Origin of the sequence: Mogibacterium timidum ATCC 33093 (genome assembly GCF_000525775.1) — a bacterium.
Classification (GTDB): Bacteria; Bacillota; Clostridia; order Peptostreptococcales; family Anaerovoracaceae; genus Mogibacterium; species Mogibacterium timidum.
Genome location: NZ_JALU01000015.1, coordinates 53,870 through 76,210 on the forward strand (window position 1 = coordinate 53,870; position 22,341 = coordinate 76,210).

At 50.0% G+C, this 22,341-nt stretch carries 14 protein-coding genes; 12 read left to right on the plus strand and 2 right to left on the minus strand.

Annotation, left to right across the window (positions count from 1 at the left end; genetic code table 11):
- The first annotated feature begins 4 nt into the window (after positions 1 to 4).
- The 12 genes from HMPREF0581_RS03505 (at position 5) to HMPREF0581_RS03565 (ending at position 16,231) form a co-directional block, all read left to right on the plus strand.
- Complete coding sequence (locus HMPREF0581_RS03505) at positions 5 to 1,807, plus strand: DHH family phosphoesterase (RefSeq protein ID WP_036380492.1); 1,803 nt, start codon at positions 5 to 7, stop codon at positions 1,805 to 1,807.
- A gap of 122 nt (positions 1,808 to 1,929) precedes the next feature.
- Positions 1,930 to 2,376, plus strand: a complete 447-nt coding sequence (gene rplI / locus HMPREF0581_RS03510; RefSeq protein WP_009643372.1) for a 50S ribosomal protein L9 — start codon at positions 1,930 to 1,932, stop codon at positions 2,374 to 2,376.
- Between the two features lie 3 nt (positions 2,377 to 2,379).
- Complete coding sequence (gene dnaB / locus HMPREF0581_RS03515) at positions 2,380 to 3,741, plus strand: replicative DNA helicase (protein ID WP_009643391.1); 1,362 nt, start codon at positions 2,380 to 2,382, stop codon at positions 3,739 to 3,741.
- A gap of 32 nt (positions 3,742 to 3,773) precedes the next feature.
- Entirely contained in the window at positions 3,774 to 5,141 is a 1,368-nt protein-coding gene (locus HMPREF0581_RS03520; RefSeq protein ID WP_036380494.1) for a DnaD domain protein, read from the plus strand.
- Positions 5,108 to 6,898 carry a M23 family metallopeptidase gene (locus HMPREF0581_RS08265; protein ID WP_051426916.1) on the plus strand — a complete coding sequence of 597 codons (1,791 nt, stop codon included), beginning with the start codon at positions 5,108 to 5,110 and terminating at the stop codon, positions 6,896 to 6,898. Before HMPREF0581_RS03520 ends, HMPREF0581_RS08265 begins: the two co-directional genes overlap by 34 nt.
- A 27-nt stretch (positions 6,899 to 6,925) precedes the next feature.
- Positions 6,926 to 7,348 carry an FtsB family cell division protein gene (locus HMPREF0581_RS03530; RefSeq protein ID WP_036380496.1) on the plus strand — a complete coding sequence of 141 codons (423 nt, stop codon included), beginning with the start codon at positions 6,926 to 6,928 and terminating at the stop codon, positions 7,346 to 7,348.
- Positions 7,326 to 7,898, plus strand: coding sequence for a ribonuclease M5 (rnmV, locus tag HMPREF0581_RS03535; RefSeq protein WP_009643489.1), 573 nt, complete (start codon positions 7,326 to 7,328; stop codon positions 7,896 to 7,898). Before HMPREF0581_RS03530 ends, rnmV begins: the two co-directional genes overlap by 23 nt.
- A 110-nt stretch (positions 7,899 to 8,008) precedes the next feature.
- A complete protein-coding gene (gene rsmA, locus HMPREF0581_RS03540) occupies positions 8,009 to 8,929 on the plus strand; it encodes a 16S rRNA (adenine(1518)-N(6)/adenine(1519)-N(6))-dimethyltransferase RsmA (RefSeq protein ID WP_036380498.1) in 921 nt (306 codons plus the stop codon).
- Between the two features lie 6 nt (positions 8,930 to 8,935).
- A complete protein-coding gene (locus HMPREF0581_RS03545; RefSeq protein WP_051426917.1) occupies positions 8,936 to 11,029 on the plus strand; it encodes an LTA synthase family protein in 2,094 nt (697 codons plus the stop codon).
- Between the two features lie 746 nt (positions 11,030 to 11,775).
- Positions 11,776 to 13,095: a transcription termination factor Rho gene (gene rho / locus HMPREF0581_RS09045; RefSeq protein WP_036380571.1), complete on the plus strand. Its 1,320-nt coding sequence runs from the start codon at positions 11,776 to 11,778 to the stop codon at positions 13,093 to 13,095.
- A gap of 16 nt (positions 13,096 to 13,111) precedes the next feature.
- Entirely contained in the window at positions 13,112 to 15,043 is a 1,932-nt protein-coding gene (prmC, locus tag HMPREF0581_RS03560; RefSeq protein ID WP_051426918.1) for a peptide chain release factor N(5)-glutamine methyltransferase, read from the plus strand.
- A gap of 111 nt (positions 15,044 to 15,154) precedes the next feature.
- Positions 15,155 to 16,231, plus strand: coding sequence for a D-alanine--D-alanine ligase family protein (locus tag HMPREF0581_RS03565; protein ID WP_036380500.1), 1,077 nt, complete (start codon positions 15,155 to 15,157; stop codon positions 16,229 to 16,231).
- On the opposite strand, the gene HMPREF0581_RS03570 is transcribed toward HMPREF0581_RS03565, so the two are convergent.
- Positions 16,221 to 20,984: a nicotinate-nicotinamide nucleotide adenylyltransferase gene (locus HMPREF0581_RS03570; protein ID WP_036380502.1), complete on the minus strand. Its 4,764-nt coding sequence runs from the start codon at positions 20,982 to 20,984 to the stop codon at positions 16,221 to 16,223. The two genes, HMPREF0581_RS03565 and HMPREF0581_RS03570, sit on opposite strands and share 11 nt — an antisense overlap.
- A 123-nt stretch (positions 20,985 to 21,107) precedes the next feature.
- The gene (coaBC, locus tag HMPREF0581_RS03575; protein ID WP_036380504.1) at positions 21,108 to 22,337 is read right to left on the minus strand and encodes a bifunctional phosphopantothenoylcysteine decarboxylase/phosphopantothenate--cysteine ligase CoaBC; all 1,230 of its coding nucleotides are present in this window, start codon (positions 22,335 to 22,337) and stop codon (positions 21,108 to 21,110) included.
- Between the last annotated feature and the right edge of the window lie 4 nt (positions 22,338 to 22,341).

Sequence of the window (22,341 nt, forward strand, 5' to 3'; positions counted from 1 at the left end):
ATTTATGAACAACAACGCAGGAAGTATACCCGGCTCGGAATTTTTGGAGAGCCTGCCGGTACCGGCGTGTATGGTTAATAGAGAAGGAACAGTCGTATATGCAAACGCTCTGATTAAGAATGTTTTTGCGTATGACGACATCATTGACGGAAATTTCTTTGCGCTAACCAGAACTAAGCTCGAGGAGCTCGAGGCAGCAAAAGAAAGCGGCGAAGAGGTAAGAATTAAAAGAAACGAACAGGTGTTTGTGCTCAGCGCCGGACGTAAGGAGAGAGATGACGGAATCATAACCGTGTATTTCGCCAATGTTACAGAGCGCGAGTCTTTGCGATCGAATTACCACGAAGAACACATCTGTCAGATGTACGTAAGCATTGATAACTACGATGAGCTGATTTCAAACTCTCCGTCAGATAGCAAGATGACCGTTCCGGCCGAGGTTGATAAGCTGCTCAACAAGTGGGCGGAGTCAAATAATGCTGCAATCGAGAGCATCAGCGAGGATTCGTATCTGGCAACTCTATACAGAAGAGATGCGGATAACATTATCGAGAGCAGATTTTCGATCTTGGACGACATAAGAGCAATCCAGACTAAGGACGATTTTCCTGTCAGCCTGAGTATCGGTATGGGTATGGGAGTTAAGAGTCTGCAGGAGACAACGGAGCTTGCTGAAGCTGCGCTCGACCTCGCTATGGGTCGCGGCGGAGATCAGGCGGTGGTCAAGAACGGTGACAGGACACACTACTACGGCGGCAAGCTGCAGTCGATGGAGAAGAACAACAAGGGCAAGTCGAGAATTATAGCACATGCGCTTAAGCAGCTGGTGCGTGAGAGCTCTAATGTAATCGTCATGGGTCATCGCTGGCCGGATATGGACTGCTTCGGCTCTGCGATAGGTGCATACAAGATCGCAAAGTTCTTGGAAAAGGACGCTGCTATCGTAATCGAGGAGTACAACGAGGCGCTGCAGGCAATTTACAAGCAGGCCAAGGCGACTGAAAATTACGAGATCGTTGACCGCGAGAAGGCCATCGGGATGTGCGATAATAAGACTCTCGTTATCGTCGTTGATACACATAGGCCGGGGATGGTTGAATGCCCGGAGCTTCTCGATATGGCTGATAAAATCGTGGTTATCGATCACCACAGGCTGTCCGACGACTCGATTGAGAATCTGACGCTGTCATATGTGGAGTCATATGCTTCATCTGCGAGCGAGCTGATGACTGAGATTATCCAGTACACATCCAACAAGAAGATTGTCAATAAGTTTGAGGCGGAGGCGCTGCTGGCCGGAATCACGGTAGATACCAACAGATATTCAATCAAAACAGGCGTGAGGACTTTTGAGGCTTCTGCGTGGCTGAGGCGTGTAGGCGCTGATACGACAGAGGTTAAGCGTTTCTTCCAATCTGAAGTTACAGCCTTCCAGATGAGGGCGGAAGCTGTTGCCGGCGCTGAGTATATGGACGAAGGCGCTGCGTTGTCTATATCACAAGGCTATTCGACAGATGCGCAGATTATCAATGCGCAGGTCGCTGACGAGCTGCTGATGGTCAAGGGTGTGAAGGCATCATTTGCAGCAGGCAGAAATGACAAGGGCAAGACCGTGGTGAGCGCCAGGTCGCTGGGCGAAGTTAATGTCCAAGTTCTAATGGAGAGATTTAACGGCGGCGGTCATCTAAATTCGGCCGGCGCACAGGTTGACATGTCTCCGGAGGAGGTTATTGCCGAGCTCAAGGAGATGATCCCGGAGTACCTGGGCGCAGATAGCGACGAGTCGGAAAGTTCCGCACAGGATTAAACAGTCTTAAAAGTGTCGTTAATCTAAAAAAGAATTTACAAGAATAACAAGAACAATCAACGGATGGATACACATAAATCAGTAAAATAAAAAAGAATTTAACGGGCGAAAAGGAGGGCGTTATGCAGATTATTTTAAAGAAAGATGTTAAGGGAGCCGGAAAAGCCGGTGATGTCGTTAAGGTTAGTGACGGCTACGCCAGAAACCGCTTGATTCCGGGAGGATTTGCAGTTGAGGCTACTCCTTCCAACCTAGCCAGGATCAAGAGAGAGAAGGCTAACCACGAGGCGCAGATTGCTCTGGACAAGGCGGAGGCCAATCAAGTCAAGAAGGTTCTGGAGGACAAAACTATCCGGCTTAAGACACGAGTCGGAGAAGGCGGCAAGCTGTTCGGATCTGTAACTTCGATGGACATCGCAGATGCTATCAAGGAGCAGACCAGGCTGGATATAGACAAAAAGAAAATCGTGCTTAAGAAGCCAATCAAGGAGATTGGCGAACACGAGGTGGAGGTCAAGCTCTATACAGAGATTTCGGCGGATATCAAGGTAGCAGTTACCGAGGAATAGAATATGCCAAATGATATAAACAGTCAGACGTCGGAGGCCTTAGAGCCTCCGAAAGACATAGAAGCGGAGAAGGCGGTTCTCGGATCGATGATGCTCAGCGAGGACGCGGTGCAGGATGTCGTTGACATACTCAAGCCGGAAGACTTTTATCTCAAGGAGCATCAGGAGATATACAAGATGTTCATGAGTATGTTCCGCAAGAGCATCACAATCGACCTGATGACGACGAGGTCAGAGCTCAACAAGGTGCACCAGCTCGAGCTGGTCGGCGGTATCACCTACCTGAGCAGGCTGTCCGGCGATGCGATCAATCCTTCAAATGCAAAATTTTACGCAGTCACGGTTATCGACAAGTCGAAGTTGAGAAAGCTCATCAAGTCGGCCGATACCATGCGTAAGAACGCGTACGACGGCAGCATGGATACAGAGCAGATTCTGGACGAAGCTGAGAAGGAGATTTTCTCTATTGCGCAAGCTTCGCAACGCAAGAACTACTCGCCTATTCAGGAAATACTACAGAAGAACATAATCGAGATTAACGAGCTGGTCCAGAACGATGGGCAGCTGCCGGGAATAACCACCGGATTTAGAGATATAGACAAAATGCTGGGCGGCCTCAAGAAGACCGACCTTGTTGTGCTTGCTGCCAGGCCGGGGATGGGGAAAACCGCCTTTGCGCTCAACGTTGCCGAGAATGCAGCGATGGCAGGGCACTCGGTTCTCGTATTCAGCATGGAGATGTCTAAGGAGCAGCTCGGACAGAGGATGCTCGCTATGTCGGCTAGGGTAGATATGGAGCATATCAAGAACGGAACGATTGAAGACGACGAATGGTATAGCATCGACGAGGCACAGGAAAAATTTGAAGATGTCAATCTCAATATCGATGATACTGCGCAAATCTCGATTCTGGAGATGAAGAACAAGTGCCGCAGGCTCAAAGAGAAAAGCGGTTTGGACCTGGTCATCATCGACTATCTGCAGCTGATGTCCCTCGGCTACAGCGGCGACAACAGAACTAACGAGATCAGTGCGATTACCAGAAGTATAAAAATTCTCGCCAAGGAGCTTGATGTCTGTGTAATCCTGCTGTCGCAGCTGTCTCGCGCATCTGAACAGCGCAAGGATCACCGTCCGATGCTGTCCGACCTCAGAGAATCCGGATCCATCGAGCAGGACGCAGATATCGTAGTGTTCCTGAAGAGGGATGACTATTATCAAAACGATGATGAAGAGGCTGATACATTGTCAGGAAATAATTGCGAGGTTATCATCGCCAAGCACCGAAGCGGTCCGACAGGATCGGTCAGGCTGGCATGGATCGCAAGGTATACGAAGTTCGGAAACCTCGAACACACCGTATAAATTTACCACAAACAACATATTCAAGGAGTATCATGAACGACACGGAGTTTGTTAAAGAACATAATAAAGATGTCTACCTGTACAGCACGGAGATAGAGAATCTCATGATTAACGAGTTCTTTACCAGCGCCAACGGCGACTATGTGAAGGTGTATTTGCTCGGCTTGATGCGAGCGAAATACGGAATAGTAGAGGACAGAGGGAAGACCGCAAATGTTCTCGGCATTACTCCTGACGAGATCGACGCAGCGTGGGACTACTGGGAGAGCGTCGGGGTCATCAGACGAGAGTATATGCCGGATGACGACTCTTACAGGGTAGTTTTCCTCAGCCAAATCTCAAGGTTCTATGGTCACAAGAAGGCTTGCGGGGACGACAGCTCCGAAGAGCAGGACTTGAGAGTGGTCGATCTCGATCTCAAGCACCTATACGATGTATACGAGAGCGCAAGCGGCCGGAGCATTCCTTCCAATGAAGCTCGCAAGATTGCGGACACTGTCGGGATGCTTGGGGTCGCGCCGGAGGTGTACGCCTATGCGATTAAGTACAGCAGTGACAACGGACACACGGATATCCGTTATATCAACAAGGTGGCTATCAACTGGCACAATGAAGGCTGCAATACGGAGGCTGACGCAAAGGCCTTGCTCGAGAAGGATGCTAAGCGGCGGTTCATGTACGGGAGGATTTTCAAGGAGATAGGATTCAATCGTCAGTGGACATCCGGCGACTGCGAGCTGATGGATCGCTGGTTTGACGAGCTGAGCTTCGGATTGGATGAGGTGCTCGAAGCTGTCAAGCTGACGGCAGGTAAGCGCGAGCCGTCGCTGAGGTATGTCGATGCAGTTCTTGAAAATAAATATCGTGAAGCCGGCGGCATCGAACCGCGCTACAAGTCGAACGCACGGAATGGTTCGCAAGAAAGTAAGCTCGGAAATGCGGGAATGCAGAAGGGTGGAGCTGTCGGCAGTCAAGGCCGACAGACATCCGGCGGTGTCAATATCAGCAAACGAGTGCTTGAAGAGTATTATACTTATCTGCGAGACAAAGCAGTAAGAGAACAAAAGGAAAAGCAACAAAGACTCGAGACCGAGATGCCGATAATGCGGAAGTTTGCAAGCATAGAGTCGGAGATCAAGAAGACGCTGTTGACGAGACTCGGCAGCATGGGCAGGGATAAGAGAAGCGAACTGCTTCAAAAGCAGAAGGAGCTAATCGAACAGAAGAAGGAATTCCTTGCGGTTAACGGGTATCCGGAGGATTATTTAGAGGTTAAATATAAGTGTCCGATATGTAAGGACCACGGAATTACGGACGATGGAAGGCGCTGCTCTTGTGTACAGGAGAGAGCAGATGAGGCTTATAGATGGAACAAAAGCAGGCAAATAAAAGAAAAGTAAAACCAGATAACAAGGGAAAAGTTGCAAATATAGATAACATGCAGGGAGTTGAGCAAGCGGCAAAGACGAAAGCTCCCTCTAAGGCGAAAGCAAAGGCTGCTAAAAAGAAAGCGAAGAAGGAAGCAGCAAAAGCAGCCAAGAAAGCAAAGAGAAAAGCCAAGAAGCTGGCCAGGCAGTACAAGGCCGAAGCGCTGGACAGGAAGAAGCGCGAGGCTAGAGCAGCCAAGAAAGCAGCTAAGGCCGCAAAGGGGCCTTCGGCCTGGAACAAGCTGTGCCGCGGTATTGCGACTGCCGCAGCCGCGCCAATCAATCTGCACGACAGGGTACAGGATGCATCGGATAAGTTCTTTATTGGCTGCGGATACAGCTTGGCGACTGAGTATCACGATATGCGTGTCAGATACAAGGGTAGCGGCGGCAAGATAGTCAGCGGGCTGTTTACGCTTATAATCCTGGTGTGTGGTGTATTGCTTACCATGGAGCACTATACGATATATGAATATGCGTACAATGGGCGTGTTCTCGGATATGTCAAATCGGAGGAGTCGGTTGTCAGCCTCCTCGACGTTGCGGGTGACCACATGTCGTCGAGCAATGGAGGCGCACGCATCAAGTTTGTGGCGGATAATAACGTGACATTTAGAAGAGTCTCGGCAGCAGAGAAGGATGTCGACGATCCGGATACGGTTATAAACAAGCTGACATATATGACAGACATCGAGGTGTCGGCGTATGGCATCTATCAGGATGACAAGCTGCTAACGGTCGTAGAGACCAAGGGTACGGCGAATTCGCTTGTTGACGAGGTTCTGGCTCATTACAAGCAACCTGATAAGGGTATGAGGATAGAGCAGCTCAAATTCGCAAAGCCGGTTGAGGTCAAGCAGCTCGATGTCATGCTCACAAGCGTGCAGAGCAAGAAGCAGGCAAAGGAGCAACTGCTCGACGGCGGAGATATCAAGCTGAGCCACATCATCAAGTCGGACGAGACAATTGGCAACGTTGCCAAAGCGTATGATGTAAACGTCAAGGACATGAGCGGTAAGACAGCGACGCAGGCAGTAGATAAGCTCAAATCCGGAGACCTTGTAAACATGAAGAAGAAGGTCAATCCGCTGGAGGTTAAGATTGTAGAGACAGGTAAAATGTCCGAAACTATTCCGTTTGAAACGGAGAATCAGGAAACTACCGATCTGTATAAGGGTGAGTCTCTCGTCGCACAGGAGGGTGTCGACGGCAGGCAGATCATCAGCGGAACCATCACCAAGATAAATGACAAGACGGTTAAGAGAAGTATCAAGACAAAGGAAGTCGTAGCTGAGCCTGTCAAGAGGATAGTCAAGGTGGGAACTAACGACAAGCCTAAGACTGCATCGAGCGGTTCATATGCAGTTCCAATCAAGAGTGCATATGTTATCAACAGCAACGGGCGCTTTGGAACGAGATGGGGAAGGAAGCACGAAGGACTCGACTTCTCCTGTCCAACAGGAACTCCGATCTACGCTGCTGACGGTGGAACTGTAATTAAGTCGGGTGTAAGCGGCGGATATGGAAACTGCGTGGTAATCAAGCATGACAACGGTCAGGAGACACTGTACGGACACTGCAGTAAGCTCAACGTAAGCGTTGGGGAGAAGGTATACAAGGGTCAGGTAATTGCAGCTGTAGGTAATACGGGTCGCAGTACGGGAGCTCACTTGCATTTCGAGATTCATGTTGGAGGACAAGCAGTAGATCCGTGGAACTACATATTCTAGAGAGATAAGGACGGCAGGTTCTAAGAAATGAGCAGGAGTAACAGAAGAGAAGTGAGGTCATCCGACGGGGTGGCCGGCGCTGCTCAGGAGGCTGGCTCAAGGGCCGGCTCTAAAAAGAATAAGAAGAATAAGAAGCGCAGATTGTCTGCGATGCTTTCCAAGCCTAAAAACAGACGTAATCTGATTATCTCGGCTGTGGTGTTGCTGTTGCTCGCGGCATCTGTCCGCAACATCATAAAGCTGGAGTTAGAGAACAGAAGACTGACGCTCAAGAACAGAGAGCTAAAGGAGACCAAGAAGGAGCTTCAGATAGAGCTTAAGAACGTCAACAGCAAGGAGTATATAGAAGAGCAGGCACGGAAACAGCTGCGGCTCGTGAATCCGGATGAAATTTTGTTTGTATTCCCAAATGATAAGGACAAGAGCAATGGTGAAAGCGGAGGCAAATAAAGCGGTGGATAAGCTGCATATACGAGAGGCGATAGTGGTAGAGGGGCGTGATGATGTCGATGCCGTATCAAAGGCATGTGATGCTCTCATAATTGCGACACATGGATTTGGCATAACCGGAGATACATGGGCTCTCATAGAGAAAGCATATGATGAGCTGGGGATAATCATTATGACTGATCCGGACTATTCAGGTGAGGAAATCAGGCGCAGGCTGACCGCAAAGTTCCCCAATGCTCTGCACGCGTATATGCCACGTTCCGAGGCAATTAGGGCCGGCGATATTGGCGTTGAAAATGCAGCGCCGGAAGCGATACGCATGGCTTTGAGCAAGGTACACGGTATAAGCGAGAGTTCCGGGAGGGCGGCTATAACCATGGCAGATTTGACAGAGCTCAAGCTGGTTGGATATGTGGGATCCTCGACACTTCGTGAGAGTGTGGGTGCGGAGCTCGGTATAGGCTGCGGAAACGGTAAGGCTTTTCTGCGCAAGCTGAATGGGTTTGGAATCTCTAGGGCCGACCTTGAGCAGGTCGTTACGCATCTGTAAAATTCGGATTCATAGCTGATAATTGTTCATAAGCGTGCACAGAAGCACATAAAATCAACGAGAGCATTAATACATATTAGTACATATCACAACAGAAAACGGTATAAAAAGTGGCAAATAAATCCAAGAACAGGGGAAGGTGCACGACAGGCGGCAGCCACAGCAGCAGCTCGAGATCTGCATCAGGTACAAGCTCAGCCGGCCGAGTACCGCACGGCTTTAAACATGCGAAGAGCCTCGGTCAGAACTTCCTAAATGACCAAAATGTAATAGACGATATAGTAGCAGGCAGCCTGATAGATGAACAGACTTTGGTTATAGAAGTCGGACCGGGGGAAGGGGCGTTGACAAGCGAACTGGTTGAGGTTGCCGGCTATGTGATTGCAATAGAGCTTGACGACAGATTGATTCCAATACTGCGGACGAAGTTTGCGCTGCATGATAATTTTGAAGTCATTCACGGAGATATCCTCAAAGCGGATATCGAATCTATTGTGAATGACGCTATGCGGAAGCATGATTTGACGAGGACCCGAGTAGTCGGAAATCTACCGTATTACATAACTACGCCGATTATAATCAAGCTGATAGAATCAAAGGCGGAATTTGAAAGTCTCACGGTGATGATGCAGAAGGAGGTCGGGGACAGACTGCTGGCCGAGCCCGGAACCAAGCTCGCGGGAGCGATTACATATGCCGTTCATTACAGGTGCACAGTGGATAAGATATGCGATGTTTCACGCGAAGCATTTTATCCGGTGCCTAAAGTGGACTCGCTCGTCCTGCGACTCGATATGAGAGGAGAGCCGGCCGTTGACGTGGCAGACGAAGATAGATTTTTCCGTTGCATCAAGGCGGGGTTTTCAATGAGACGCAAGACCTTGCTCAACTCGCTGCAGGCAATCGATGATGTCAGCAGGGAGGATATCAGGATGGCACTCGGAAGGGTTAATATAGATCCATCGAGAAGGGCTGAAACGCTTACGATGGAAGAATTTGCGGAATTATCCAATTCCATCTGGGAGGAATAGCTAAGCATGAAATTTAAAAAGTTCTGTAAGGGCGTAATCGCCAGGATTAAGGGAGGTGCGGTCAGGGTTCACGATAGATACCGCAAGCGTTTCCCCAAAAAGGTGCCGAAGCTCAACGACGGAAAGCTACACGATAGGAGATATATCCTCAAGCTCGCTATATGGGCTTTTGCAATGAACCTGTACATAGAAACCTTTGCACGCATCACGAGCGGCGTGTTCGACGGAATTCTATTCCTATTCCAGCACCCGATTATATTCTTATATAACTGCCTGATGATTTTTACGACGATGTGTCTGGCACTTATGTTCAGAAAACGCGGATTCGCATTCCTGATGATATGCATTTTCTGGGGAGTCCTCGGAACGGTAAACGGCGTAATACTGCTCAAGCGGATGACTCCGTTCACTCTCTACGATATGCAAAATACAAAGGACGGCTTCTCGCTGCTCTCTACGTATTACTCAAAGGCGCAGATTACTCTAGGGGTTGCGATTATTGGCGTTGCACTATTGATAGTTGCACTGTATTTCATTAACTGCTATAAATGGACCAACATCAATTACAAGAAGGAAATAGCAATTATAGCTGCGTCGTTTATGGTATTTGCAAGCAGTACGTTTGGTCTGATCGAATCTAAAGCGCTGAGCACATTCTTCGGAAACCTCAACTACGCATATAGAGATTACGGGTTTGCGTACTGTTTCCTCAACACATCTGTTAACAAGGGTATCAGAAAGCCTAGGAATTATTCCAAGAGTAAAATCGAGGAGATTCTCAAGAACAACACCAAGAACGGAACTAATACGACCTTACCTCAGAAGAACGATGCTAAGAAATATCCTAACATCATCGTGCTGCAGCTGGAGTCCTTCTCATACGCGCAAGACTACAAGAATATCAAGGTGTCCAACGATCCGACACCGGTATTTACCAATCTGATGAAGAACTATTCCACAGGGTGGTTCAAGGTGCCGGCTTGCGGCGCGGGTACAGCCAACACTGAGTTCGAGGTGCTGACGGGTATCAGCTCGAGATTCTTTGGCCCCGGGGAGTACCCGTATAAGGGTAAGCTGCGGGAGCAGTCACTGCAGAGTCTTGCAAATGTCCTCAAAAGCCACGGCTACAGCACACATGCACTACACAACCATAGAGCGTTGTTCTATAACCGCAACGAGGTGTACTCATCGCTGGGGTTTGACAACTTTACTTCGCTGGAATATATGAACAACATCATCAAGACGCCAACCGGATGGGCCAAGGACGAGGTTATGACCAACGATATCATGGATATGATTACCAAGTCGGATACAAGGGATCTGCTTCACATTATTTCGGTACAGGGACACGGAGCTTATCCAACGGAGCAGGTATTCAAGGATCCTTACACGACGGTTAAGGCCAAGGACGAGGCGACCAAGTGGAAGTACGAATACTATGTAAACGAGATGCATGAGATGGATAAATTTACCGGAGATCTGCTCAACAGGATCAAGGAATCCGGAGAGCCCACTATCGTGCTTATCTATGGAGATCACATCCCGGCGCTGGATGTTAAGGAGGGAGATTATGGAACAGGTGACCTCTATCAGACCAGATATGTAATCTGGGATAACATCGGACTCAAGAAGCAGGATAAGGATATAACTTCATACGAGGTTGCGTCGGACATCCTCAAGAGAGCCGGACTAAGTCACCAGGGCGTAATTTTCGATTACGAGCAGACCGCGGACAGGAACTCAAAGGCGTATCTATCTAATCTCAAGACGCTTGCATACGATATGCTGTATGGTAAGAACTATGTATTTGGCGGCAAGAACCCATATGCGCGTTCTAACATGAAGATGGGATACAAGAAAATCAAGATTGACGGAATCACGTCAATTGGTAAGAACTACTACATCAAGGGACAGAATTTTACGGAGCACAGCACTGTCAGTCTCGACGGTAAGGTCCTCAAGACCGTGTACCTCAGCCCTACGCTGCTGGGACTCAAGGAAAAGGTCGACCCTAAGGATGTCAAGAAGCTACGTGTAAGCCAGATAGACACTAAGGATGAAACAATCCTTTCGACAATTGGCGGAAATGAAGAGCTGTAAGCTCAGGAGGAACAATGGAAAAAGAAACTATGCCTTCATCCACAGGTAGAAAACTAATTGCAAAGAGGCTTCCTCGCAAGAGTGAACCTACAACTGCGGAGGACCGCATAAAGGCGACTCAGGCAGAGCCGCTTCACGATGGTCAGCGCGCTAATGAAAACACAGCATCAGCAGCTACCACAGCCGCAGCAGAACCCGCAAAACCGGCAAGGAAGCGCGGCAGACCTCGCAAGAATCCGGTTGCGGCTCAGCCGGCGGCGGCAGAGCTGCAGGAAACCAAACCGGCTGCCACACCGGCCGCAGCCGCAGCTACGACTGATACGGCAGCCGCAGCTACATCCGCGGTATCAGAAGCAGCAACAACTATACCGCCTGTAGCAGCTGCGGCGACAGCTATTGCGGCAGCCGCAGAACCCGTAAACCCGGCAAGAAAGCGCGGCAGACCTCGCAAGAATCCGGTTGCGGCTCAGCCGGCGGCAGAGCCGCAGGAAACCAAGGCGGTTACCACACCGGCCGCAGCAGCAGCTACAACCGATACGGCGGCCGCTGCTACATCCGCGGTATTAGAAGCAGCTACAACAACTATACCGCCTGTAGCAGCTGCGACGACAGCTATTGCAGCCGCCGCAGAACCTGCAAACCCGGCAAGAAAGCGCGGCAGGCCTCGCAAGAATCCGGATGCGGCTCAGCCGGCGGCAGAGCCGCAGGAAACCAAGCCGGCTACCACATCGGCCGCCGCTGAACTTGTGAACAGTGCGGCAGCCGGCGATAGAGCCGATTCGACCGACAGATTTGACACCGGTAAGAGTCACACAGCCGAAGAAGGAGCTCACAAGGCTTATTATTCGCGTGTTTCACATCATGCGCATGTAACAAATGAGTCGCGTGGCGTCAATCATGCAGAAGCAGCTGACGAACAGGATGATAGCTACAAGAGAAATGAAGAAGACCGCCCGGAGGTAGAGGGAATCCTCGAGATAGCAGATGGCGGCTTTGGATTCCTCAGATTCAACAACTTTCTGACATCTGAAAAGGATATATACGTGTCTCAGATCCAGATTAGAAGGTTTGGCCTCAGAACGGGTGACAAGATTCGCTGCATCTCGAGGCATCCTAATCAGGGCGAGCGCTTCGGGGCACTGCTCTATGTCAAGGAGGTTAACGGGGAGCCACCGATTACGGCCAGGAGAAGGCCTCATTTTGACAGACTCACGCCTATCTTCCCTAACAAGAAAATCGTGCTGGAGGACTCAAGTATCAAGCTGGCGACCAGGGCGATGGATCTGGTTGCGCCTATCGGCAAGGGGCAGAGAGGCCTGATCGTCGCTCAGCCAAAAGCCGGCAAGACGGTACTGCTCAAGCAGATAGCTTCCAGCATCGAGAGCAAATATCCTGATATAGAGATGATAGTGCTGCTCGTGGACGAGAGACCTGAAGAGGTTACCGACATGAAGAGGGCACTCACTCGCTCGGAGGTAATATATTCGACCTTTGACGAGCTGCCGGCTCACCACGTCAAGGTTGCCGAGATGGTAATTCAGAGAGCTAAGCGCCTCGCCGAGGAGGGAAAGGATGTGGTTATACTGCTTGATAGCATCACCAGACTCGCTCGCGCATACAACATGGAGACGCCATCTTCCGGCAGGACGCTTTCCGGCGGACTTGATCCCGGAGCGCTGCATGCTCCAAAGAAATTTTTCGGAGCTGCAAGGAATCTCGAGGAAGGCGGCAGCATAACAATCCTTGCGACAGCCCTGGTGGACACGGGTAGCAGGATGGACGATGTGATATATGAAGAATTCAAGGGTACGGGCAACATGGAGCTTCACCTCGACAGACAGCTGAGCGAGCGCAGAATATTCCCTGCGATCGACTTTGCGAAGTCCGGCACGAGGAAGGAAGAGCTGCTGCTCGACGATAACGAGTACTTGGTTATGAATATGATGCGCCGTGAGATGGCATCCGGAAATCCGGGTGAAGTCACGGAGAGGATGCTTGACAATCTCAGCCATACAAGGTGCAACAAGGACTTTGTAGACGTTATGCTCAAGGAGCTGAATTTCTAAAAATCCGGAGGGAGCGATGGACTACAGTAAGATTTTCATCAAGGATGCGAAGCCGACCAAGATCGGCGGACAAGCTGTAATGGAAGGCGTCATGATGCGCGGAGAAGATAAGCAGGCGCTGGCGGTGCGACTTCCAAACGGTGATATAAGGCTGGAAATTGAAGATATGAAAGGACCTTCTAAGGTGAGCAAGGTTCCTTTTGTCAGGGGTATCGTCAGCTTCTTCTCTTCGCTGGTCTACGGCATGAAGACACTGATGCGTTCGACAAGAATCCTCGAGGAAGCAATGCCTGAAGATGAAGTAGACTCGAGCAAGCTCGAGGAGTGGCTCGATCGTAAATTTGGCAACAGGACGGCATGGAATGTGATGCTCACTATATCAGTACTGATTTCGTTGCTTATCACAATCGCGGTGTTCGTAATATTCCCGACGTACAGCGTCAACGTGCTCAAGCACGTGACCAAGAACTCTATACTGCTCAACCTGGCAGAGGGAATCCTGAGGCTGCTGATATTCGTTCTCTACGTGCTGCTAATCTCGAAGATGAATGATGTCAGAAGGCTCTTCCGGTACCATGGTGCGGAGCACAAGACCATCCACTGCTATGAGAACGGGCTTGAGCTCACTCCTGAAAATGCAAAGGGCTTCTACACGCTGCATCCCCGCTGCGGTACGAGCTTTGTCATGTTCGTGCTCATCATCAGTTTGATACTTTTTTCCTTCCTAGGATGGCCTAATCTGGTGTGGAGAATTGCATCCAGGCTGCTGTTGATGCCGGTCATCGCGGGTATCAGCTACGAGCTGCTCAAGTGGGCGGGGCGCAGCGACAACGTGGTTATCAAGGTACTGAGCTGGCCCGGTTTGATGATGCAGAAGCTGACCACCGGAGAACCGGATGAAGACCAGCTGGAGGTAGCAATCGTTTCACTGCGAGCAGTGCTCGGCGAGCTGGAACCGGGGATTATAAGCGCTTCCGGAGATACAGCCGGCGCAGAGGCTCGTGATGCGGACGGTGAAGCTGAGGCGGAGGAATCGATATTTGATGCTCTCGATAACAAGAGATACGATGAAGACGTGGCGATGGTCAGAAACCTGGTAAGAGAAGGTCGCAAGAAGCTGCAGGTTGCAGGGGTAAGCAATCCTGACGGCGATGCGGATGACATATTTTGTTACGTAACCGGATTTACCCACAACGAAATAATAACGAGGAACACCGAGCTGCTATCCGAGTCGGATATGGCAGACTACAGGGAGCGGATTCTCGAGAGAGCTTCGGGGATGCCTCTACAGTACATTACAAGGGTGCAGGAATTCATGGGACTGCCGTTTCGTGTAAATGAGAATGTTTTAATACCTCGTCTCGACACGGAGGTGCTCGTGGATCAGGTACTTGGTATCATCGGCGGCATGGAGCTGGAGCATCCGGACGTGCTCGACATGTGCACGGGCAGTGGCGCTATCGGCGTTTCGATTGCGCATATGGTTCCGGATGCGTCTGTCAAGATGACAGATATCAGTGAGCAGGCCCTCGCCACAGCGATGAAAAATGCAGAGCTCAACGGAGTGCTGGAACGCAGCAGCTTCGCACTCGGCAATATGTTCTCGGCGCTAAGGTCTGATGAGCAATTTGACATAATCGTCAGCAATCCGCCGTATATCAAGTCGGATATAATCGAGACGCTCGCTCCTGAGGTTAAGGATCACGAGCCTCGCCTGGCGCTCGATGGCGGTGAGGATGGACTGGATGCATATAAGGTTATTGCAAATAACGCTGCCGCTCACCTTAAGGACGGCGGAGTGCTCGCCCTCGAGATAGGCTATGACCAAGGAGAGGCGGTTGTGTTCCTGCTCGAGAGGACACATTACTACAAGCCGGCGGCGATAATCAAGGATCTGGCAGGCAAGAACAGAGTGGTTGTTGCGGAAAAGCCGGGCACACCTTCATAGCAATCTGATAAATAGTCAAGAATGATTTTAAAACATGCTGCTATGAAAAGGTGTACTTAAAGGTACAACAAAAAGAACTTTGGAAGCACTTCAAAATTTGGAGGTTGATTGATGAACATTGCAGTAATATTTGGAGGAAAGTCCGATGAACACGAGGTATCGCGCAATTCAGCAGTGAACGTGATCGATGGACTCGGCTCTGACCGCTATGAAATTACACAGATCGGTATAACTAAAGAGGGCAGATGGTACCAAACCGAGGCCGCTACTGATGAAATCGCGAGCGGAGAATGGGAGAACAGAGCAGATAACAAACAGGTGTGCCTGCCGGCAGACCCTACAATTCACGGTATCCTCGTGTTCGATGATGAGGAAAGGGCGGCAGTTAAACACATAGACTGCATCATTCCTGTAATGCACGGTGATAACGGCGAGGACGGAACTATTCAGGGACTCTTCGAGCTGGCTGAAATTCCTTATGTCGGACCGGGAGTAAAGGCTTCTGCGAACTGTATGGACAAGTCGTTCACCAAGATTATCGTGGGAGAGATCGGCATCGACCAGGCGAGATACTGCGTGATTAAGAGAAAGGATTTTGCAGACGACCGTGAAGGCGAGATTATGAATGCTCTCAGTACGAATGACGGCAAGCTGCCTCTGTTCGTCAAACCATCCTCAGCAGGTTCATCGGTCGGTGCGTCCAAGGTCGAGAAGAAGTCGGAGCTGGAGACGGCTATTGAAAATGCGTTTAAGTATGACGACAAGGTGCTCGTCGAGGAGATGATTGTCGGTAGGGAGATGGAAGTAGCAGTGCTCGGCAACCACAATCCAAAGGCTTCATATGTAGGCGAGATTCTATCCGCAGGCGAGTTCTACGACTACGATGCCAAATACAACAATCCGGAGTCCAAGACCCGTGTGGTAGATGATATCCCGGTCGGCAAGCAGAAGGAAATCAGAAGCAAGGCCGTCGAGATATTTAAGGCGCTTGATTGCCGTGGGTTATCCAGAGTGGATTTCTTCTATACAGAGGAAGGCAGGGTTGTATTTAATGAGATCAACACACTGCCGGGCTTTACAAATATCAGCATGTATCCGCAGCTCTGGGAGGCGATGGGTATCGATCGACCAACGCTGCTTGACAGTCTGATCAAGCTGGCGATGGAGGAGCACAGCACTACTTCTTAACCATGTGGAGTCTCTCCGCCTTGCGAATATCGTTTTCGATAAATTCGGAAGCTGCGAAGGAGCTGTCATACTCGAGGCCCGGAGGCAGCATTGGTGTGCAAGGCCTTGAGATGACTGCTCCGAGCTGCTTATGAGTCAGCTTGCGTCCGTATTCAGCCTGGTATTCCTGCTCGAGTATGCGAAGGATGTCCCGAGCATTCTCGAGGCAGGTAACCGAATACTTATAGACCTTCTCCATGTCGTCTTCGCCCACGAAGCTGAATGAAGTGTATGGCAGCATCAAATTGACGGTCTTAGATTCATTCGATTCAGCGACAAGGTCTATGCTGTCACCTCCAAAGAACGGATAGCTGTCATGCTCGTTTATCCAAATTGAGATGTTAGGTATGAAATACGCACCATCAACCGGAATACCGCTATTCTTCATGTCGTCAAGCGCTCTGCCCGTTAGCACACCGACGACGACCTTGCGGATGTCTATTCCCTCGTCCTTCATCAGAGGCGCTATTTGATTTAGCCGCTGTCCGCTGTGCAGCAAGTCATCCACCAATATTGCAGGTCTTGCAAATGACTTGATGGTCCTTATCTGATCCTGTAGCGGTGCATAGCCTCTGTACTCTCTGATGGTATATCCCGAAAGATCGTCCTTGAAGTACTTATCCGTCCTTAGAGCCTTGGTTACAGTATTAGGGAAGGCTACGTCGGATAGAGCCTTGCCGTATGGCACTGACATATACGGACCACGCCTCTTCAGCGGATCGGGTTCTGTGGGTACGCCATTTTCAGCCGCAACCATATTTACAATGCGGCTGTACACAGCATCTGTGTTGAATGACAGAATCAGCTGACCGGGAAACAGCTGATTAAAGGTATTCAGCAGCTTGTCGTGCGCATCATCGAGAGCTTTGATAACTCTGGGGTTCTTGCTTAATGGTGTCTTGATGCAAGCCTCAACATCTCTGAACAGCACAATCGGAGACTTCATTTCCACTGCGTAGATCGGTGCTTCACCGCCACCGGATATATCTATAAAGCCATGCCGTTTCAGCATATTTATAATGTCCTCGTCCATTCCCGCAGGATCTACCGGGTGATAGATTACGTATGTATAATCCCTGGCGAGGAGAGCGGTCAGTATCTCTGTGAGTAATATCTGTTTCCGGTTTGAGCTGCCGGAGGTCTCACTAGCGTAAAATGCGCCTATGACGGCGATTGAACCGAGAGCATTTCCCCTGACAGTTGCGGCAATTTTGTTACTGCCAAACTCTTCGAGCAAGTTATGTGTACGCAGCTTGTGTGCGGCTGCGAAGGCGCACAGAGGCTGTTCTTCGCTGTTTGCGCTTATAAACAGCGACTCGGTGTCGACATCCCCGAGATACTCCTGCAGGGCAGAGCACTCGTAGCCTGCCTGCGACAGTGCATTCTGAAGAGGCACTATAAATGATGCATCATGGTGCTCGTACTCACTGAATTCAATCTCTCGAGTCTGCAACACGTGCTTGTATGCGGGTTCGCGCTCATATAAATTCATATCGTAGATGTAGTTCTGAACTATCGGATCGAGCAGGGTTCCGATGTCTCGGCCGAGGTCGATGTTATCACGAATTCTGGTCGAACTGATATCCTCACAGTACGTCTTGAGCGTGAGCTTGATCACTGCGCCGGTGATTGGATAAAGAGTCTCACTGCTGTCGCTATGCGAATCATCTCGCGATTCTCTATCAAACACTATGTGTCCCAGCGAGTGAATCGAGTATTCGCTGGGCGCCGTCTTGTAGCATGACGCATTTTCAACTATGTCCGAACCCATAGCGATGTACAGCTCTTTGCCTGCAAAAAGCTCTCTCAATCTCCGCAGGTCCTCGGGATTAGCGATATTGATAGGAATATCGTCAGGGAATATGCATAGGCCTTCTTCGTTGCTAATCGACATGGCCAGTATGTTCTTACGGAGCATGTGAGGCAGAGTCTTCTTGGACCATGAGAATTCATCGAGTGCAAGGTAGACATCAAAGCCCATGTCCCTAATAGTTGTGGCAATTGCCTTGTGTCCCAGGCTGAATGGGTCATAGGTGCCGGGGAAGAAGGCAATCTTGTTGCTTTCAGTAAATTCAAAATCACCCACATCTGCGATGTAACCGGCTATAAACCTGTATATGTTGTTGAGCACCGCCGCATTGTTGTAGAACTCGAGACCAAGGTCATCTCCAATAAGAGGAATCATTGCAGCTAATCGTTTGAAGCCGTGTACTGCTACCCAGTGCTTTGATTTCATGCTCATCTTTCGGCTTCCCAATACGCGCAGTCCGAGCACGCGCAGCGCCTCCTGCGATATAGAAGTCTTGTAATGGCTTATAAATTTGACAATCAGCCCGAGCAGCTTCTTTTTGTGTTCTTCCGTACTGCTGCTGTCCGGTGAGACATTGTCATAGTTTTCAAGCAGTACTGCCACAGTGTTGAGTGAGGCAGCTGCAGACTTGTCGTTACCTGTATTTAGCAAGGTTTCCAGCCCGGCAATCATCTCGTCCAGCTCTTCATCCGGCAAGTGCAGCATCAGCTGACCGAGGTAGCCGGGGATGAACTTGATGAACTGATAATCCCCGAGCTCAAGTCCGTTGAAGAGCTCGATGCACAGCTCGTTGAGCTGCTCACGCGGCATACTGTCGGCAAGCTCAACGAGTCTTCTGCCGGCACGCTTTCTGACTATAATCGTCTCGCTGACCTTGATAAGGTTGGCAAAATGCGTAGCGATATGCATCAGGCTGTCACCCCGCTTAGCGAGCTTGAACATATAATCAATGTTGGAGAGCTTTACTATCCAGGTTGTGCCGGCTTTGAGGTCGTCGAGGAACAGCGAGGAGAGAAGGGCCTCCGTCACATCGCTGTCTGCCTGTATGCCCATGACGTTGAGTCGCCTGGTTTCTACGTCTATGCCTGTATCCGGGAAGAATTTTTCTATCAATGCGAGCGCAAGCAGGTCGGCGCTAACGCTGTAGCTGCCGAGGATATCCTTGGTGAAGAACATCAGGTTCTCGAGGAAGCTCTCCGGCATCAGTTCCTTGTCGATGCCCAGGGCAGTGCTGCAAAGTACAATGATTGTCTGTTCGTCGAGCTCCGCCACATGGTAGTGAGCCTCGAGCACATCAAAATATTTGCTGCGGCACGAAGGTCTGCAGTTCCTTACGACCTGGTTTACAAAATCAGGGGTTCCTTCTACAATACGTTTCCTGTGAAATTCTGCGTGATTGTGAGATGGCTTGAGCAGCTTATCCAGATAGAATGTGAACTGTGCAAGATTGGTGGTGTCGGTATCTCTTACAGGAACCGACTTAGGCAGCTCCTTCTTGTACTCCTCGCGAAATCGGGCTACAATCTGCCCCATTATCTGAGCAGCCTGCTCTCTGATGTCGCTCTCTCTGTTAAATAGCATGTCATACATGAATCGCAGCGTCATCGACTTCTGATCCTCCGTCATGTATGTCGAATACTCGCCCAGGATGTTGAGATACGTTCTGATATTATTCCACTGTGTCTCACTGCGAGCACGCTCAATCAGCTCGGAGAATTCTGACGGACTGTTAAATATCTTCATAAGTCTGATATTATGCTCGATAGCTCGGAACTTGAGCTGTGATGTAGCTTCCCTCCCATCGAGCAGGACAAGCTCACGTTCTTTAGGCGCACACTTAAATCCGGGAGTCTCTGACCAATCCTCAGGAAGGGAAGTTGTGACTCCGTTCTCGCGCATGAAATCCTCAAAGTCGTGCAGCTTGTTATATACCTTCTCGTATCTGCGTTTCTTGGTTGTGTCCGCATTGTCGAGCTTGCTCGATATGACTTCAAAAGCTTCGTCAAGCGAATAGAAGCGGATCAGTTCCTCATTATCCTCGTTTCTCGTGCTCTTGACGCGGAAGTCCGCATAGATGAGCAGCAGAGATTCAACCGACAGGTTCTCGAGCTCCAGATCCCATGTTGAGTGATTAGCAGCGATATGCATAATCGTAGGCAGCCCAAATCTGGTCAGGCAATAATCTGTGTAGTAGTAATGCAGATACGGAACGCGGCGTTCCTCCTCCTTGCGGCAACCGTATTTGCCGATGTCGTGCGCAGCTGCGGCACCTGAAATGAGCCCGAGATCAACATCTATGCCTACCTCGTGCAGCTGTCTGGCTGCATACATCGCAACGTAATGAACACCGCTGATGTGCCCGAGAGTGTTGAAAGGCGAGATATCGGCGCTGATACGCATAAATTCATATACGAACTCGCGCTTAACCAGTTTCTTGAGTCTCAGATACTCGTCTGTAAAAGCATTATCTTCAATCTCCTCGTCGCTGAGCAGCTTCATATCGTATCGTGGGTCGAAAGACAGTACCTGTCGCTCGTACACGTATATGCCGCGCATAATCTGTAGCAGCATGTTCCTGCCGTCTGCGTATTTCTCAGGTTCAAGAGGGGCGTCCATGTGAGGAAAGAGCACATGCAGGAGATACAGCCTTGTGTGCTCCAGCCAGCCCTCGATTGGAACGTCCACGAGCTCCGGCGTATACCTCGAGCTGATGTCGAGGATAGTACGGGAGTGGTATCTGCCGTGTTTGCCGGAATGGTAAGCGAGCTCGTATACCATCTCGACGAAGTTTTCATCGCTCGTGCGTCTCGTCATCACGTCCTCATCAAAGCCGGATGTCTCCAGAAAAGACGGATTGAGCAGAGCGCTCCTGATTGTAGTGACCATTAATTCTTGATTATTCATATCCGATACCATCTATTTACAGTTGCATTATCATCTTAGTCAATTATTCAATCTATAGGCACTGCGTCCTATAGATTCATGCCTAAGCACTGCCATTGTAAAGCCATATCTACAGCAGTGCGACTACAGTGTTACGTCGCGCACCCCTGATATCGGAGCCTCGTTCGACAGGGATATAGCCTTGTCGATAACGGCCATGGCGGTGTCAAACTTGCTGAGCTTACCGAGCTCGGTCTCGTCCGACCTGGTGATGATTGTGACTAAGTTGGTATCTCCGCCAAATCCGGCTCCGTCCTCTTTGAGGTTGTTAGCGCATACCATGTCGAGCCCTTTTCGTTCCAGCTTGCTGCGTGAGTTCTTGAGCAGATTCTCCGTCTCCATGGAAAAGCCACAGATAATCTGATCGGGCCTTCTAATCTCTTTGATCTCTGCAAGTATGTCAGAAGTCCTCTTCAATTCTATAGACATGTCTCCGTCCTGCTTCTTAATCTTCTCGTCTGCAGCTTGAACGGGCGTGTAATCCGCTACTGCAGCTGCTTTGAAGATGTAGTCCGCATTAGGCGCGTATCCGAGCACCTCGCGCTCCATTTCGGCGGCTGAGGTAATCTCGACCGTATCGATGTATGGAATAGGCGGAAGTCCGGACCTGCCGGTCACAAGCGTAACCTGCGCGCCGCGGTAGGCGGCAGCCTTTGCTATTGCATATCCCATACGGCCGGTCGAATGATTGGTGATGTAGCGAACAGGATCGATAGCCTCCTGTGTAGCTCCTGCTGTGACGAGAACCTTTCGCCCCTTCAAATCCTTGTCGAAGGACAGATCGAACAGTATCTCCTCGTGGATGACATCCGGCTCGGGCAGCTTGCCGACGCCCTCGTCTCCACATGCGAGCTTGCCGCTGGAGGGCTCCAACACCCTGATTCCAACCTTGAGCAACCTCATCAGGTTGTCCTGAGTGATAGGGTTGAGGTACATGTTGGTGTTCATCGCCGGAACTACCAGCTTAGGGCAGGCAGCGGCCAGAAATGTCGTAGTCAGCATATCGTCAGCTATGCCATAAGAAGCCTTAGCGATGAAGTTTGCAGTTGCCGGAGCGACGACGAAATAGTCAGCGGCTTTTGCAATGGAGATGTGTGCGACATCAAACTTGAAATCCCTGTCAAATGTATCTGTCATGCATTTGTTACCCGTAAGTGTCTCGAATACCAGCGGCGAGATGAACTCGGCAGCGTTCCGGGTCATGATTACGTGAACATCGGCATGATCCTTCTTGAGCGCGCTCACCAGAGAAGCAGCCTTGTATGCGGCGATTCCGCCGGTAACACCGACGACTACGCATTTATCCTTAAGCATGGGA